Below are 12,518 nucleotides of genomic sequence, written 5' to 3'. Positions count from 1 at the left end.
AACTACCGTCCGCAGTTCTACTTCCGTACGACGGACGTGACCGGCGCGATCGAGCTGCCGGCCGGCAAGGAAATGGTGATGCCGGGTGATAACGTTTCGATCACCGTCAAGCTGATCTCCCCGATCGCGATGGAAGAAGGTCTGCGCTTCGCAATCCGCGAAGGCGGCCGTACCGTCGGCGCCGGCGTTGTTGCCAAGATCATCGAGTAATTGGGTTGCAGGATTTAACCGCTCTTTGACTAAATACCGCCGCGGGTGAGTACTCGCCCGCGGCTCGCTCTTTTAAGGACAAAACCATGCAAAACCAGAAAATCCGCATCCGCCTGAAGGCATTCGACTATCGCCTGATCGACCAGTCCGCACTGGAAATCGTCGACACCGCCAAGCGTACCGGCGCAGTGGTCAAGGGTCCGGTTCCGCTGCCGACCCGCATCCAGCGTTTCGACATCCTGCGTTCGCCGCACGTCAACAAGTCGTCGCGCGACCAGTTCGAAATCCGCACTCACCAGCGCCTGATGGACATCGTCGACCCGACCGACAAGACGGTTGACGCGCTGATGAAGCTGGACCTGCCGGCTGGCGTGGACGTCGAAATCAAACTGCAGTAATCGTTGCAAGCCCGCACATACCACAATTCTTGAAAGTCGTGGCTTGTGGTGTAAAAAAATGCGGGTTATAATGATCTGCTTCGGTATTGGCACGGCAATCCGTGCCAATACGTTTTTGTAGTACAAACATCAGCCCCGCCCAATCGCAGGCGGGAATGGAGAAAACAATGAGCCTAGGCCTTGTTGGTCGCAAGGTTGGTATGATGCGCATCTTCACGGATGACGGGGATACGATTCCTGTTACCGTGCTGGACGTGTCGAACAACCGCGTGACGCAAATCAAAACCGACGAAACAGACGGCTACACTTCTGTTCAAGTCACCTTCGGTCAGCGCCGTGCTTCCCGCGTCAACAAAGCGGCAGCCGGTCACCTCGCAAAAGCAGGTGTTGAAGCTGGTACCGTCCTCAAAGAATTCCGTATCGATGCAGCCAAGGCTGCCGAGCTGAAGGCCGGCGACACCATCGCCGTCACGATGTTCGAAGCTGGCCAGAAGGTCGACGTGCAAGGCGTGTCGATTGGTAAGGGTTATGCCGGTACGATCAAGCGCTACAACTTCGGTTCCGGTCGCGCAACCCACGGTAACTCCCGTTCGCACAACGTTCCGGGTTCCATCGGTATGGCGCAGGATCCGGGTCGTGTTTTTCCGGGTAAGCGCATGACCGGTCACATGGGTGACGTCACCACCACCGTGCAAAACCTCGAAATCGCTCGCGTTGACGCTGAGCGCCAGCTGCTGCTGGTCAAGGGTGCGGTGCCGGGTGCAAAGAACGGTGAAGTCATCGTTCGTCCCGCTGTCAAAGTCAAAGCAAAGAAGGGAGCCTAATCGATGGAACTCAAGCTCCTGAATGACCAGGGTCAAGCTGCTTCCAATGTCGCTGCGCCGGATACCATTTTCGGCCGTGACTACAACGAAGCGCTGATTCATCAGGTTGTGGTTGCCTACCAGGCAAACGCTCGTAGCGGCAACCGCAAGCAAAAAGACCGTGAAGAAGTCAGCCACACGACCAAGAAGCCGTGGCGCCAAAAGGGTACGGGCCGCGCTCGCGCCGGTATGTCGTCCTCGCCGCTGTGGCGTGGAGGTGGTCGCATCTTCCCGAACAGCCCCGACGAAAACTTCTCGCACAAGGTCAACAAGAAGATGTATCGCGCAGGTCTCTGCTCGATCCTCTCCCAGCTGGCTCGCGAAGATCGCCTGTCGATCGTCGAGAACCTTTCCGTTGATGCGCCGAAGACCAAGCTGCTCGCGCAAAAGCTGAAGGGCATGGGTCTGGACTCCGTGCTGGTAATTACTGACAACCTCGATGAAAACCTCTTGCTCGCTTCGCGCAACCTGCCGAACGTGCTGGTCGTCGAGCCGCGTCATGCCGATCCCGTTTCGCTGGTGTTCTACAAGAAGGTACTGATCACCAAGCCGGCGTTGGCCAAGATTGAGGAGATGCTGGCATGAACGCAGTCGTTAAGCACAGCGAAGAGCGCCTGATGAAAGTGCTGCTGGCTCCGGTAATTTCGGAGAAGGCAACCTTCGTCGCAGAACGTAATGAACAAGTTGTTTTCCGCGTCGCTCCGGACGCAACCAAGCCGGAAATCAAGGCGGCTGTCGAGTTGCTGTTCAAGGTGCAAGTGGATTCGGTGCAAGTCGTTAACCGCCAGGGCAAGCAAAAGCGCTCCGGCCGTTTCACTGGTCGCCGCAACCATACGCGTCAGGCATACGTTTGCCTGAAGCCGGGCCAGGAAATCAACTTCACCGAGGAGGCTAAATAATGGCACTCGTGAAAATGAAACCGACGTCGGCCGGTCGCCGCGGCATGGTCAAGGTCGTCAATCCCGACCTGTACAAAGGCCGTCCGTTTGACGCTCTCGTCGAGAAGAAGTCCAAGACCGCAGGTCGTAACAACAACGGTCGCATCACCACCCGTCACATTGGCGGTGGCCATAAGCAGCATTACCGTGTTGTCGACTTCCGTCGCAACAAGGACGGTATCGCGGCTAAGGTCGAGCGTATCGAATACGACCCGAACCGTACCGCACATATCGCACTGCTGTGCTACGCCGACGGCGAGCGCAAGTACATCATCGCCCCGAAGGGTGTCGCTGTCGGCGATCAGCTGATGAATGGTTCCGAGGCGCCGATCAAGGCCGGTAACTGCCTGCCGATCCGTAACATCCCGGTTGGTACCACGATGCACTGCGTCGAAATGCTGCCGGGTAAAGGTGCTCAGATGGCCCGTACCGCTGGCGCAGGCGTTGTCCTGATGGCGCGCGAAGGCACTTACGCCCAGGTTCGACTGCGTTCCGGCGAAGTCCGACGCGTGCACATCGAGTGCCGGGCGACTGTCGGTGAAGTCGGCAACGGCGAGCACAACCTGCGCAAGATCGGTAAGGCCGGTGCAACGCGTTGGCGCGGTATTCGCCCGACCGTTCGTGGTGTGGTCATGAACCCGATCGATCACCCGCACGGTGGTGGTGAAGGTCGTACCTCCGCAGGCCGCCATCCGGTGTCGCCGTGGGGCCAGCAGACCAAGGGCAAGAAGACGCGTCGCAACAAGCGCACGACTTCGATGATCGTCTCGCGCCGTGGCAAGAAATAAGGGGTAACACATGACACGTTCATTGAAAAAAGGGCCGTTCTGTGACGCCCACCTGATCAAGAAGGTCGAAGCTGCGCAGGCGTCGAAGGACAAGAAGCCGATCAAGACCTGGTCCCGTCGTTCGACGATCATGCCGGACTTCATCGGCCTGACGATCGCGGTGCATAACGGCAAGCAGCACGTGCCGGTCTATGTGTCTGAAAACATGGTTGGTCACAAGCTCGGCGAATTCGCGCTGACCCGTACGTTCAAGGGTCACGCCGCCGACAAGAAGGCCAAGAAATAAGGTGCGATGATGGAAACTAAAGCTATTCTCCGTGGCGCACGCCTCTCGGAACAGAAGGGCCGCCTCGTCGCTGACCTGATCCGCGGCAAGAAGGTGGATCAGGCTCTCAACATCCTGGCCTTCAGCCCGAAAAAGGGTGCGGCAATCATCAAGGGTGTGCTCGAGTCCGCAATCGCGAACGCCGAACACAACGACGGTGCCGACATCGACGAACTGCGCGTGAAGACGATCTATGTCGAGCGTGGCGCTTTCCTGAAGCGTTTCACCGCACGTGCAAAGGGTCGTGGCGATCGCATTTCGAAGCAAACCTGTCACATCTACGTGACTGTCGGTAACTAAGGAGTCACGATGGGACAGAAAATTCATCCGACTGGTTTCCGTCTTTCGGTTACGCGTAACTGGGGTTCGCGTTGGTACGCAGGCAATGGCAACTTTGCCTCGATGCTCAACGAAGACCTGAACGTTCGCACCTACCTGAAGAAGAAACTGAAGAACGCTTCCGTAGGCCGCATCGTCATCGAGCGTCCGGCGAAGAACGCACGCATCACCATTTTCAGCTCCCGTCCGGGTGTTGTGATTGGCAAGAAGGGCGAGGACATCGAAGTCCTGAAGTCCGACCTGACCAAGCTGATGGGTGTGCCGGTTCACGTTAACATCGAAGAAATCCGCAAGCCGGAAGTCGATGCACAGCTGATCGCCGACTCGATCGCCCAGCAGCTCGAAAAGCGCATCATGTTCCGCCGCGCGATGAAGCGCGCCATGCAGAACGCAATGCGTCTCGGCGCCCAGGGCATCAAGATCATGTCGTCCGGCCGTCTGAACGGTATCGAAATCGCTCGCAAGGAGTGGTATCGCGAAGGTCGCGTGCCTCTGCACACCCTCCGCGCTGACATCGACTACGGTTTCGGCGAAGCGGAAACGACCTACGGCATTATCGGTATCAAGGTCTGGGTCTACAAGGGCGATCGTCTGGCAAGCGGCGAAGCACCGACCATCGAAGCACCGGTCGAAGACGACAAGAAGCGTCGCGGTCCGCGTCGTGACGACGGCAAGCCGGGTGGCCGCCCGCGCGCCAAGAAGGCTGATGGTTCCGAAGGAACTTCCGCCACTACTCCGGCTGCGAAGCGTGTTCGTGCCCCGAAGAAGGCTGACGGCGCTGCACCGGCTGAGAAAGCAGGAGAATAACTATGCTGCAACCAGCACGCAGAAAGTATCGTAAAGAGCAAAAAGGCCGTAACAAGGGCGTTTCGCACGAGGCCGGCACAGCCGTCTCCTTTGGCGAATTCGGCCTGAAGGCAGTCGGCCGCGGCCGTATCACGGCTCGCCAAATTGAAGCGGCACGTCGTGCAATGACGCGTCACATCAAGCGCGGCGGCCGTATCTGGATCCGCGTTTTCCCGGACAAGCCGATTTCCCAGAAGCCTGCTGAAGTCCGTATGGGTAACGGTAAGGGTAACCCGGAGTACTATGTGGCCGAAATCCGTCCGGGCAAGGTGTTGTACGAGATGGATGGTGTCGACGAATCCCTCGCTCGCGAGGCATTCCGTCTGGCTGCTGCCAAGCTGCCGTTGCCGACGACCTTCGTTCTCCGTCAAGTCGGCCAATAATAGGAGTGAAACATGAAAGCATCTGAACTCCGCGGCAAGGACCAGGCAGCTCTCCAAAAAGAGCTCAACGAGTTGCTCAAGGCGCAATTCAGCCTGCGTATGCAAGTTGCTACGCAGCAGCTGAATAACACCGCACAACTCAAGAAGGTGCGCCGCGACATCGCGCGCGTGAAAACGGTCATGAATCAGAAGGACGCCAAATAATGAACGATCAAGTGAAACAGTCGCTCAAGCGCACCCTGATCGGCAAGGTCGTGTCCGACAAGATGGACAAGACCGTGACCGTCCTGGTCGAGCGTCGCGTCAAGCACCCGCTGTACGGCAAGATCGTCGTGAAGTCGAACAAGTATCACGCTCACGATGAAAACAACACTGCGAAAGAAGGCGATACCGTCGAGATCCAAGAAGGTCGCCCGATTTCGAAGACGAAGGCTTGGTCGGTGACCCGTGTGGTCCAGACTGCGCAAATCGTTTAAATAGTAGTTGCGGGCCCGGCATTTTGGTGACATAATGTCGGGCTTGGTTGTTGCCATTCGTGGTGCGGCCAATTTTGCAGTGCCCTGCAGTTCGAAAGATTCGCGCAGTTGGTAATTGCGCAGCAGTAGTTTTTGTAACCGTCCACCTAATCGGCGCGGCTTAGCAAAGTCGGCTGACAGGACCAAGACTGACCGCAGCCCCGCGTTAGGCGGATGAGCGGATTAAGTTGGGAAAGAAAATACTATGATTCAAACTGAAAGCCGGCTCGAGGTAGCCGACAACACGGGTGCGCGTGAAGTCCTGTGCATTAAGGTGCTTGGTGGTTCCAAGCGCCGTTACGCCAGCATTGGCGATGTCATCAAGGTGACAGTGAAAGATGCTGCGCCGCGTGGCCGTGTGAAAAAGGGCGAGATTTACAACGCTGTCGTCGTTCGCACCGCCAAGGGTGTGCGTCGTCAGGATGGCTCGCTGGTTAAGTTCGATGGCAACGCAGCAGTGTTGCTGAACAATAAGCTTGAGCCGATCGGCACTCGTATCTTTGGGCCGGTGACGCGCGAGCTGCGTACCGAGCGCTTCATGAAGATCGTGTCGCTCGCGCCCGAAGTTCTGTAAGGAGTCTCGTCATGGATAAGATTCGGAAAAATGACGAAGTCATCGTCCTGACCGGTAAGGATAAGGGCAAGCGTGGTGTGGTGAAGCAGCGTGTGGACGCTGATCACGTTGTGGTTGAGGGTGTGAACGTTGCCAAGAAGGCTGTTCGCCCGAACCCCATGACCGGCGCTACTGGTGGCATCGTTGACAAGCTGATGCCTATTCACGTCTCCAACGTTGCATTGTTCAATGCGGCGACTGGCAAGGCGGATAGCGTGGGCTTCAAGGTTGTGGACGGCAAGAAGGTCCGCGTTTACAAGTCCAACGGCGAAGTCGTTAAGGTGTAAGACATCATGGCCCGTCTCCAACAATTCTACAAAGATAAAGTCGTCGCCGACCTGACCACGAAGTTTGGTTACAAGTCGGTGATGGAAGTCCCGCGCCTGACCAAGATCACCCTGAACATGGGTCTGTCGGAAGCGGTTGCGGACAAGAAGATCATCGAGCACGCTGTCGGCGACCTGACCAAGATCGCTGGCCAGAAGCCGGTTGTGACCAAGGCGCGTAAGGCAATCGCAGGTTTCAAGATTCGCGAAGGCTATCCGATCGGTTGCATGGTGACCCTGCGTGGCGCTCGTATGTACGAATTCCTGGATCGTCTGATCACCGTCGCGCTGCCGCGCGTGCGTGACTTCCGTGGCGTATCCGGTCGTGCATTCGACGGTCGTGGTAACTACAACATCGGTGTGAAAGAGCAGATCATTTTCCCCGAAATCGAGTACGACAAGATCGACGCGCTGCGTGGTATGAACATCAGCATCACCACGACTGCGAAGACCGACGACGAAGCGAAAGCGCTCCTCGCCGCATTTAAATTCCCGTTCAGAAACTGAGGATGCCATGGCAAAACTGGCACTGATTAACCGTGAACAAAAGCGCGCTGCCCTGGTGAAGAAGTACGCCGGCAAGCGTGCCGAGTTGAAGGCAATCATCGACGATCAATCGAAATCGGAAGAAGAGCGCTATGAAGCGCGCCTGAAGCTGCAAGCGCTGCCGCGCAACGCGAATCCGACTCGTCAGCGCAACCGTTGCGCACTGACCGGTCGTCCCCGCGGCACCTTCCGCAAGTTCGGTTTGGGCCGTACCAAGATCCGTGAAATCGCCATGCGCGGCGAGATTCCGGGTGTAACCAAAGCTAGCTGGTAATAGGAGAACAAGCAATGAGTATGAGCGATCCTATCGCCGATATGCTGACCCGTATCCGCAACGCCCAAGGTGTTCAGAAGACCACCGTGGCGATGCCGTCGTCCAAGGTCAAGGTGGCGATTGCCAACGTCCTGAAGGATGAGGGTTACATCGAAGATTACGCAGTATCCGAAGATGGTGGCAAGGCAGAGCTGAAGATCGGCCTGAAGTACTATGCTGGCCGCCCGGTTATTGAGCGCCTCGAGCGCGTCTCCCGTCCTGGCCTGCGTATTTACAAGGGCAAGGACGAGATTCCGCAAGTGATGAACGGCCTTGGTGTGGCAATCGTTTCCACGCCGAAGGGTGTGATGACAGACCGCAAAGCGCGCGCAACCGGTGTCGGTGGCGAAGTCATTTGCTACGTGGCCTAAGGAGTGCAAGATGTCTCGTGTAGGTAAAATGCCGATTGCACTGCCGACGGGCGCGGAAGCGACCATCGCTGCAGAGCAAATCACTGTGAAGGGCCCGCTGGGAACGTTGTCCCAGTCGCTGAACGGCCTGGTCAAGATCGAAAACGACAACGGCACGCTCAAGTTCTCGCCGGCTAACGATAGCCGCGAAGCGAATGCGATGTCCGGCACCCTGCGTGCACTGGTCAATAACATGGTCAATGGCGTCACCAAGGGCTTCGAAAAGAAGCTTTCCCTGGTAGGCGTTGGTTACCGTGCTCAGGCGCAAGGCGACAAGCTGAACCTGTCGCTCGGTTTCTCCCACCCGGTTGTGCATCAGATGCCGACCGGTGTGAAGGTTGAAACCCCGAGCCAGACTGAAATCTTGATCAAGGGCGTCGACAAGCAGAAGGTCGGCCAGACCGCTGCAGAGATCCGTGCCTACCGCAGCCCCGAGCCTTATAAGGGCAAGGGCGTCCGCTATGCGGACGAAGTGGTGGTGATCAAAGAAACCAAGAAGAAGTAATAGGGGTTGACGATGGACAAGAAACAATCTCGTCTGCGCCGCGCGCGCCAAACCCGCGCGAAGATCGCAGAACTCAAGGTGAATCGCCTTGCCGTGCATCGCACCAACCTGCACATTTACGCAAACATCATTGGTCCGGACGCGAAGGTTCTGGCCTCCGCATCTACCGTGGAAGCGGAAGTGCGCCAAGAGTTGGCTGGCAAGTCGGGCAAGGGCGGCAATGCTGCCGCTGCCGCCCTGGTCGGCAAGCGCGTCGCGGAGAAGGCCCTGAAGGCCGGTATCACTGAAGTCGCGTTCGATCGCTCCGGTTTCCGCTATCACGGCCGAGTCAAGGCAGTGGCGGAAGCGGCTCGTGAAGCCGGTCTGAAGTTCTAAGGAAGAATCGTCATGGCAAAAATGCAAGCAAAGACGCAGCAAGGCGAAGAGCGCGACGACGGCCTGCGGGAAAAGATGATCGCGGTCAATCGTGTGACCAAGGTCGTCAAGGGTGGCCGTATCATGGGTTTCGCGGCGCTGACCGTGGTTGGTGACGGCGATGGACGCATCGGCATGGGCAAGGGCAAGTCAAAGGAAGTTCCAGTTGCCGTACAAAAGGCAATGGAAGAAGCCCGTCGCAAGATGATCAAGGTAACCCTCAAGAACGGCACGCTGCAGCACACCGTGACCGGCAAGCACGGTGCCTCGACCGTCATGATTTCGCCTGCAAAAGACGGTACCGGCGTCATCGCCGGTGGTCCGATGCGCGCGATCTTCGAAGTCATGGGTGTGACGAACGTGGTGGCAAAGTCCTACGGCTCGACCAACCCGTACAACATGGTTCGTGCAACGCTGAACGGCTTGGCGAACATGAATACCCCGTCGGAAATTGCTGCCAAGCGCGGCAAGTCCGTTGAAGAAATTCTGGGTTAAGGTGATCCGAATGGCAAACACAATCAAAGTGAAACTGGTCAAAGGCTTGATCGGCACTCGCCAGGACCATCGCGCCACCGTTCGTGGCCTCGGCCTCCGTCGCGTGAACTCCGTTTCGGAGCTGCAAGACACGCCGGCAGTCCGCGGCATGATCAACAAGGTAGCGTATCTCGTGAAAGTGGTGTCGTAAGCTGAGCGCTTGCGAACGGAGCAAATCATGGAATTGAATAACATTCAACCGGCAGATGGCGCCAAGCACGCAAAGCGTCGCGTCGGTCGCGGTATTGGTTCTGGCCTGGGCAAGACTGCAGGCCGCGGCCACAAGGGGCAGAAATCGCGTTCCGGCGGTTTCCACAAAGTTGGCTTCGAAGGCGGTCAGATGCCTCTGCAGCGTCGCCTGCCGAAGCGTGGCTTCAAGTCGCAGGCTACCCCATTCAAGGCGGAAGTTCGTCTGGGAGACCTCGAAAAGCTGCCGGTCGCCGAGATCGACATGCTCGCACTGAAGCAAGCTGGCCTGGTCTCGGAGCTGGCTCGCGTTGTCCGCGTTATCAAGGCTGGCGAGCTTAGCAAGAAAGTCACGATCAAGGGCTTGATTGCGACCAAGGGTGCCAAGGCTGCGATTGAAGCCGCAGGCGGTTCGGTTGCTTAAGCAGCCGGTTTGTTCGGAGCAATAATTGGCGACGACACCGCAACTCGCTAAGAGTGCAGCAAGCGGTTTTCCCTGGGGCCGCCTTTGGTTCCTGCTTGCTGCGTTGGTTGTTTACCGTATCGGCGCTCACATCCCCGTGCCGGGGATCGATCCCGATCAGCTGGCTGAGCTTTTCCGGCAGAACCAGGGCGGCATCCTCGGGATGTTCAACATGTTCTCCGGCGGTGCACTGTCTCGGTTTACGATATTTGCTCTGGGGATCATGCCGTACATCTCGGCATCGATCATCATGCAGCTCATGTCGATCGTTTCGCCGCAGCTGGAAGCGCTGAAGAAGGAAGGTGAGGCCGGCCGTCGCAAGATTACGCAGTACACGCGTTACGGCACGTTGCTGCTGGCTACGTTCCAGGCACTGGGTATTGCTGTTGCGCTGGAATCGCAAGCCGGTCTGGTGATCGATCCGGGTCTAGCATTCCGTTTCACCACCGTCGTGACGCTGGTGACCGGAACGATGTTCTTGATGTGGCTGGGTGAGCAGATCACCGAGCGTGGTCTGGGTAACGGTATCTCGATCATTATCTTCGCCGGTATTGCAGCAGGATTGCCGAACGCGATCGGTGGCTTGTTTGAGCTGGTTCGCACCGGGTCGATGAACGCGCTGTCAGCGATCCTGATCTGTGTGATCGTCGCGTCTGTGACCTTCCTGGTGGTCTTTATCGAACGAGGCCAGCGGAAGATCCTGGTGAACTACGCCAAGCGTCAGGTTGGCAACAAGATTTACGGCGGTCAGAGCAGCCATTTGCCGCTGAAGTTGAACATGGCTGGCGTGATCCCGCCGATTTTCGCCTCGTCGATTATTCTGTTTCCGGCGACGATCACGAGCTGGTTTACCACTGGGGATACGAGCAATGCATTTGTCCGTTTCCTTAAGGATCTGGCAGCATCGCTAGCTCCGGGTGAGCCGATCCACGCCTTGCTGTATGCAGTTGCGATTGTGTTCTTTTGCTTCTTTTATACCGCCCTGGTATTCAACAGCAAAGAGACCGCAGACAATTTGAAGAAGAGTGGTGCTTTTGTCCCGGGTATCCGTCCGGGCGACCAGACGGCGCGATACATCGATAAGATCCTGATGCGTCTGACGCTGGTTGGTGCGGTGTACATCACGCTGGTGTGCTTGCTGCCGGAATTCCTGATCGCGCGCTGGAAGGTGCCGTTCTACTTCGGTGGTACATCGCTGCTGATTATTGTGGTGGTGACCATGGATTTCATGGCGCAGGTCCAGAATTACGTGATGTCGCAGCAATACGAATCACTGCTTCGTAAGGCGAATTTCAAAGGCGGCATGCCGACTCGTTAACCGGTAGCCCAGGGCGAACAGAGCGAATGGCAAAAGACGACGTAATTCAGATGCAGGGCGAGATTCTTGAGAATCTTCCGAATGCAACTTTTAGAGTCAAGTTGGAAAATGGGCACGTTGTTCTCGGGCACATTTCCGGCAAGATGCGAATGAACTACATTCGTATTCTTCCCGGCGATAAGGTGACGGTGGAATTGACGCCCTATGATTTGAGCCGGGCACGGATTGTGTTCCGTACGAAGTAAGTAACAAGCAACCAAAAGCTAGAAAGAGGGCGAAAATGAAAGTGCTCGCATCAGTCAAGCGGATCTGCCGCAACTGCAAAATCATCAAGCGCAAGGGCGTCGTTCGTGTGATCTGCACCGAACCGCGTCACAAGCAGCGCCAGGGTTAATTAACGTTATTGATCGAGGAATAACGAATGGCACGTATTGCAGGGGTGAATATCCCCAATCACCAACACACCGTTATCGGCTTGACTGCGATTTATGGTATTGGCCGTCCGCGCGCGGAGGAAATCTGCGAAAAGACGGGTGTCCCGACCACCAAGAAGGTCAAGGATCTGGACGATAACGAGCTGGAAAAGCTGCGCGACGAAGTAGGTAAGTTCGTCGTCGAAGGTGACCTGCGTCGTGAAGTCTCGATGAGCATCAAGCGTCTGATGGACCTGGGTTGCTATCGTGGCCTGCGTCATCGCAAGGGCCTGCCGGTTCGCGGTCAACGTACCCGCACCAATGCTCGTACCCGCAAGGGCCCGCGCAAGGCAGCTCAGGCGCTGAAGAAGTAATCCAGCGCAGTTTGACCCGAAGTCGGATTCAAGGAAACTAACATGGCTAAAGCCCAGAACAACGCCGCAGCAGCTCGCGTGCGCAAGAAGGTTAAAAAGAACGTTGCCGAAGGTATCGCGCACATCCACGCGTCTTTCAACAACACCATCATCACTATTACCGACCGTCAGGGCAACGCTCTGTCGTGGGCAACTTCCGGTGGTGCTGGCTTCAAGGGTTCGCGCAAATCGACCCCGTTCGCAGCGCAGGTTGCGGCTGAAGCAGCAGGCAAGGTTGCCATCGAGTGCGGCGTGAAGAATCTGGAAGTGCGCATCAAGGGCCCCGGCCCGGGTCGCGAATCCGCCGTTCGCGCGCTGAACAGCCTCGGTATCAAGATCACCCAGATCCAAGACGTGACGCCGGTTCCGCATAACGGTTGCCGTCCGCCGAAGCGTCGCCGTATCTAAGCACAGCTGCGGTACTAGCAGGAAAACTGCCCGCCAGTTATACTGGCGGGG

General features: G+C 57.1%; 27 protein-coding genes. All 27 read left to right on the top strand.

Translation table 11 applies throughout. The features are described 5' to 3' along the window. On the top strand, positions 1–210 hold a 210-nt coding region (locus tag AYR66_RS27485), incomplete at its 5' end, for an EF-Tu C-terminal domain-related protein (protein WP_141104343.1). 86 nt (positions 211–296) lie between these two features. Further along, positions 297–608, top strand: coding sequence for a 30S ribosomal protein S10 (rpsJ, locus tag AYR66_RS27480; RefSeq protein WP_088710714.1), 312 nt, complete (start codon positions 297–299; stop codon positions 606–608). Positions 609–775: 167 nt separating this feature from the next. Next, positions 776–1,432: a 50S ribosomal protein L3 gene (gene rplC / locus AYR66_RS27475; protein ID WP_088710713.1), complete on the top strand. Its 657-nt coding sequence runs from the start codon at positions 776–778 to the stop codon at positions 1,430–1,432. A gap of 3 nt (positions 1,433–1,435) precedes the next feature. Further along, positions 1,436–2,056 carry a 50S ribosomal protein L4 gene (gene rplD / locus AYR66_RS27470; RefSeq protein WP_088710712.1) on the top strand — a complete coding sequence of 207 codons (621 nt, stop codon included), beginning with the start codon at positions 1,436–1,438 and terminating at the stop codon, positions 2,054–2,056. Further along, on the top strand, positions 2,053–2,370 hold the full coding sequence (gene rplW / locus AYR66_RS27465; RefSeq protein WP_088710711.1) for a 50S ribosomal protein L23: 318 nt from the start codon (positions 2,053–2,055) through the stop codon (positions 2,368–2,370). Before rplD ends, rplW begins: the two co-directional genes overlap by 4 nt. Next, positions 2,370–3,197: a 50S ribosomal protein L2 gene (gene rplB / locus AYR66_RS27460; protein WP_088710710.1), complete on the top strand. Its 828-nt coding sequence runs from the start codon at positions 2,370–2,372 to the stop codon at positions 3,195–3,197. The genes rplW and rplB overlap by 1 nt, the downstream gene beginning before the upstream one ends. A gap of 10 nt (positions 3,198–3,207) precedes the next feature. Further along, a complete protein-coding gene (rpsS, locus tag AYR66_RS27455; protein ID WP_088710709.1) occupies positions 3,208–3,483 on the top strand; it encodes a 30S ribosomal protein S19 in 276 nt (91 codons plus the stop codon). 6 nt (positions 3,484–3,489) lie between these two features. Beyond that, positions 3,490–3,822: a 50S ribosomal protein L22 gene (rplV, locus tag AYR66_RS27450; RefSeq protein ID WP_170942398.1), complete on the top strand. Its 333-nt coding sequence runs from the start codon at positions 3,490–3,492 to the stop codon at positions 3,820–3,822. A 9-nt stretch (positions 3,823–3,831) separates the two neighbouring features. Next, positions 3,832–4,668 (top strand): 30S ribosomal protein S3, encoded by an 837-nt coding sequence (rpsC, locus tag AYR66_RS27445; RefSeq protein WP_088710708.1) that lies wholly within the window; start codon positions 3,832–3,834, stop codon positions 4,666–4,668. A 2-nt stretch (positions 4,669–4,670) separates the two neighbouring features. After that, positions 4,671–5,090 carry a 50S ribosomal protein L16 gene (gene rplP, locus AYR66_RS27440; protein WP_088710707.1) on the top strand — a complete coding sequence of 140 codons (420 nt, stop codon included), beginning with the start codon at positions 4,671–4,673 and terminating at the stop codon, positions 5,088–5,090. Between the two features lie 12 nt (positions 5,091–5,102). Beyond that, positions 5,103–5,294, top strand: a complete 192-nt coding sequence (rpmC, locus tag AYR66_RS27435) for a 50S ribosomal protein L29 (protein WP_088710706.1) — start codon at positions 5,103–5,105, stop codon at positions 5,292–5,294. After that, positions 5,294–5,566 (top strand): 30S ribosomal protein S17, encoded by a 273-nt coding sequence (gene rpsQ, locus AYR66_RS27430; RefSeq protein ID WP_088710705.1) that lies wholly within the window; start codon positions 5,294–5,296, stop codon positions 5,564–5,566. The genes rpmC and rpsQ overlap by 1 nt, the downstream gene beginning before the upstream one ends. Positions 5,567–5,810: 244 nt before the next feature. Further along, positions 5,811–6,179, top strand: a complete 369-nt coding sequence (rplN, locus tag AYR66_RS27425) for a 50S ribosomal protein L14 (protein WP_088710704.1) — start codon at positions 5,811–5,813, stop codon at positions 6,177–6,179. A gap of 11 nt (positions 6,180–6,190) precedes the next feature. Further along, positions 6,191–6,505, top strand: a complete 315-nt coding sequence (gene rplX, locus AYR66_RS27420; RefSeq protein WP_088710703.1) for a 50S ribosomal protein L24 — start codon at positions 6,191–6,193, stop codon at positions 6,503–6,505. A 6-nt stretch (positions 6,506–6,511) separates the two neighbouring features. Next, positions 6,512–7,051: a 50S ribosomal protein L5 gene (gene rplE, locus AYR66_RS27415; protein WP_088710702.1), complete on the top strand. Its 540-nt coding sequence runs from the start codon at positions 6,512–6,514 to the stop codon at positions 7,049–7,051. 7 nt (positions 7,052–7,058) lie between these two features. Beyond that, complete coding sequence (gene rpsN, locus AYR66_RS27410; RefSeq protein WP_088710701.1) at positions 7,059–7,364, top strand: 30S ribosomal protein S14; 306 nt, start codon at positions 7,059–7,061, stop codon at positions 7,362–7,364. A gap of 14 nt (positions 7,365–7,378) precedes the next feature. Beyond that, a complete protein-coding gene (gene rpsH, locus AYR66_RS27405) occupies positions 7,379–7,774 on the top strand; it encodes a 30S ribosomal protein S8 (RefSeq protein ID WP_088710700.1) in 396 nt (131 codons plus the stop codon). 10 nt (positions 7,775–7,784) lie between these two features. Next, the gene (gene rplF, locus AYR66_RS27400) at positions 7,785–8,318 is read left to right on the top strand and encodes a 50S ribosomal protein L6 (protein ID WP_088710699.1); all 534 of its coding nucleotides are present in this window, start codon (positions 7,785–7,787) and stop codon (positions 8,316–8,318) included. A gap of 12 nt (positions 8,319–8,330) precedes the next feature. Next, positions 8,331–8,693: a 50S ribosomal protein L18 gene (gene rplR, locus AYR66_RS27395; protein WP_088710698.1), complete on the top strand. Its 363-nt coding sequence runs from the start codon at positions 8,331–8,333 to the stop codon at positions 8,691–8,693. A gap of 12 nt (positions 8,694–8,705) precedes the next feature. Beyond that, positions 8,706–9,227, top strand: coding sequence for a 30S ribosomal protein S5 (gene rpsE / locus AYR66_RS27390; RefSeq protein ID WP_088710697.1), 522 nt, complete (start codon positions 8,706–8,708; stop codon positions 9,225–9,227). Between the two features lie 10 nt (positions 9,228–9,237). After that, positions 9,238–9,417, top strand: a complete 180-nt coding sequence (rpmD, locus tag AYR66_RS27385; protein ID WP_088710696.1) for a 50S ribosomal protein L30 — start codon at positions 9,238–9,240, stop codon at positions 9,415–9,417. A gap of 27 nt (positions 9,418–9,444) precedes the next feature. Then, positions 9,445–9,876, top strand: coding sequence for a 50S ribosomal protein L15 (gene rplO, locus AYR66_RS27380; protein ID WP_088710695.1), 432 nt, complete (start codon positions 9,445–9,447; stop codon positions 9,874–9,876). 25 nt (positions 9,877–9,901) lie between these two features. Further along, positions 9,902–11,233, top strand: coding sequence for a preprotein translocase subunit SecY (gene secY / locus AYR66_RS27375; protein ID WP_088710694.1), 1,332 nt, complete (start codon positions 9,902–9,904; stop codon positions 11,231–11,233). Positions 11,234–11,259: 26 nt separating this feature from the next. Then, positions 11,260–11,478, top strand: coding sequence for a translation initiation factor IF-1 (infA, locus tag AYR66_RS27370; protein ID WP_005663428.1), 219 nt, complete (start codon positions 11,260–11,262; stop codon positions 11,476–11,478). 35 nt (positions 11,479–11,513) lie between these two features. After that, a complete protein-coding gene (rpmJ, locus tag AYR66_RS27365; RefSeq protein ID WP_014004415.1) occupies positions 11,514–11,627 on the top strand; it encodes a 50S ribosomal protein L36 in 114 nt (37 codons plus the stop codon). Between the two features lie 27 nt (positions 11,628–11,654). Next, positions 11,655–12,020, top strand: a complete 366-nt coding sequence (gene rpsM / locus AYR66_RS27360) for a 30S ribosomal protein S13 (protein WP_088710693.1) — start codon at positions 11,655–11,657, stop codon at positions 12,018–12,020. Positions 12,021–12,062: 42 nt separating this feature from the next. Continuing rightward, positions 12,063–12,467 (top strand): 30S ribosomal protein S11, encoded by a 405-nt coding sequence (rpsK, locus tag AYR66_RS27355; RefSeq protein WP_088710692.1) that lies wholly within the window; start codon positions 12,063–12,065, stop codon positions 12,465–12,467. Positions 12,468–12,518 lie beyond the last annotated feature (51 nt).

Origin of the sequence: Noviherbaspirillum denitrificans (genome assembly GCF_002211445.1) — a bacterium.
GTDB classification, from domain to species: Bacteria; Pseudomonadota; Gammaproteobacteria; order Burkholderiales; family Burkholderiaceae_D; genus Noviherbaspirillum; species Noviherbaspirillum denitrificans.
This window is presented reverse-complemented; position numbering and strand designations above follow the sequence as displayed.

Bases quoted from the DNA above. Each gene is read 5' to 3' on its own strand.
- rpsJ (WP_088710714.1), top strand. From the start codon at position 297: ATGCAAAACCAGAAAATCCGCATCCGCCTGAAGGCATTCGACTATCGC.
- rplC (WP_088710713.1), top strand. From the start codon at position 776: ATGAGCCTAGGCCTTGTTGGTCGCAAGGTTGGTATGATGCGCATCTTC.
- rplD (WP_088710712.1), top strand. From the start codon at position 1,436: ATGGAACTCAAGCTCCTGAATGACCAGGGTCAAGCTGCTTCCAATGTC.
- rplW (WP_088710711.1), top strand. From the start codon at position 2,053: ATGAACGCAGTCGTTAAGCACAGCGAAGAGCGCCTGATGAAAGTGCTG.
- rplB (WP_088710710.1), top strand. From the start codon at position 2,370: ATGGCACTCGTGAAAATGAAACCGACGTCGGCCGGTCGCCGCGGCATG.
- rpsS (WP_088710709.1), top strand. From the start codon at position 3,208: ATGACACGTTCATTGAAAAAAGGGCCGTTCTGTGACGCCCACCTGATC.
- rplV (WP_170942398.1), top strand. From the start codon at position 3,490: ATGATGGAAACTAAAGCTATTCTCCGTGGCGCACGCCTCTCGGAACAG.
- rpsC (WP_088710708.1), top strand. From the start codon at position 3,832: ATGGGACAGAAAATTCATCCGACTGGTTTCCGTCTTTCGGTTACGCGT.
- rplP (WP_088710707.1), top strand. From the start codon at position 4,671: ATGCTGCAACCAGCACGCAGAAAGTATCGTAAAGAGCAAAAAGGCCGT.
- rpmC (WP_088710706.1), top strand. From the start codon at position 5,103: ATGAAAGCATCTGAACTCCGCGGCAAGGACCAGGCAGCTCTCCAAAAA.
- rpsQ (WP_088710705.1), top strand. From the start codon at position 5,294: ATGAACGATCAAGTGAAACAGTCGCTCAAGCGCACCCTGATCGGCAAG.
- rplN (WP_088710704.1), top strand. From the start codon at position 5,811: ATGATTCAAACTGAAAGCCGGCTCGAGGTAGCCGACAACACGGGTGCG.
- rplX (WP_088710703.1), top strand. From the start codon at position 6,191: ATGGATAAGATTCGGAAAAATGACGAAGTCATCGTCCTGACCGGTAAG.
- rplE (WP_088710702.1), top strand. From the start codon at position 6,512: ATGGCCCGTCTCCAACAATTCTACAAAGATAAAGTCGTCGCCGACCTG.
- rpsN (WP_088710701.1), top strand. From the start codon at position 7,059: ATGGCAAAACTGGCACTGATTAACCGTGAACAAAAGCGCGCTGCCCTG.
- rpsH (WP_088710700.1), top strand. From the start codon at position 7,379: ATGAGTATGAGCGATCCTATCGCCGATATGCTGACCCGTATCCGCAAC.
- rplF (WP_088710699.1), top strand. From the start codon at position 7,785: ATGTCTCGTGTAGGTAAAATGCCGATTGCACTGCCGACGGGCGCGGAA.
- rplR (WP_088710698.1), top strand. From the start codon at position 8,331: ATGGACAAGAAACAATCTCGTCTGCGCCGCGCGCGCCAAACCCGCGCG.
- rpsE (WP_088710697.1), top strand. From the start codon at position 8,706: ATGGCAAAAATGCAAGCAAAGACGCAGCAAGGCGAAGAGCGCGACGAC.
- rpmD (WP_088710696.1), top strand. From the start codon at position 9,238: ATGGCAAACACAATCAAAGTGAAACTGGTCAAAGGCTTGATCGGCACT.
- rplO (WP_088710695.1), top strand. From the start codon at position 9,445: ATGGAATTGAATAACATTCAACCGGCAGATGGCGCCAAGCACGCAAAG.
- infA (WP_005663428.1), top strand. From the start codon at position 11,260: ATGGCAAAAGACGACGTAATTCAGATGCAGGGCGAGATTCTTGAGAAT.
- rpmJ (WP_014004415.1), top strand. From the start codon at position 11,514: ATGAAAGTGCTCGCATCAGTCAAGCGGATCTGCCGCAACTGCAAAATC.
- rpsM (WP_088710693.1), top strand. From the start codon at position 11,655: ATGGCACGTATTGCAGGGGTGAATATCCCCAATCACCAACACACCGTT.
- rpsK (WP_088710692.1), top strand. From the start codon at position 12,063: ATGGCTAAAGCCCAGAACAACGCCGCAGCAGCTCGCGTGCGCAAGAAG.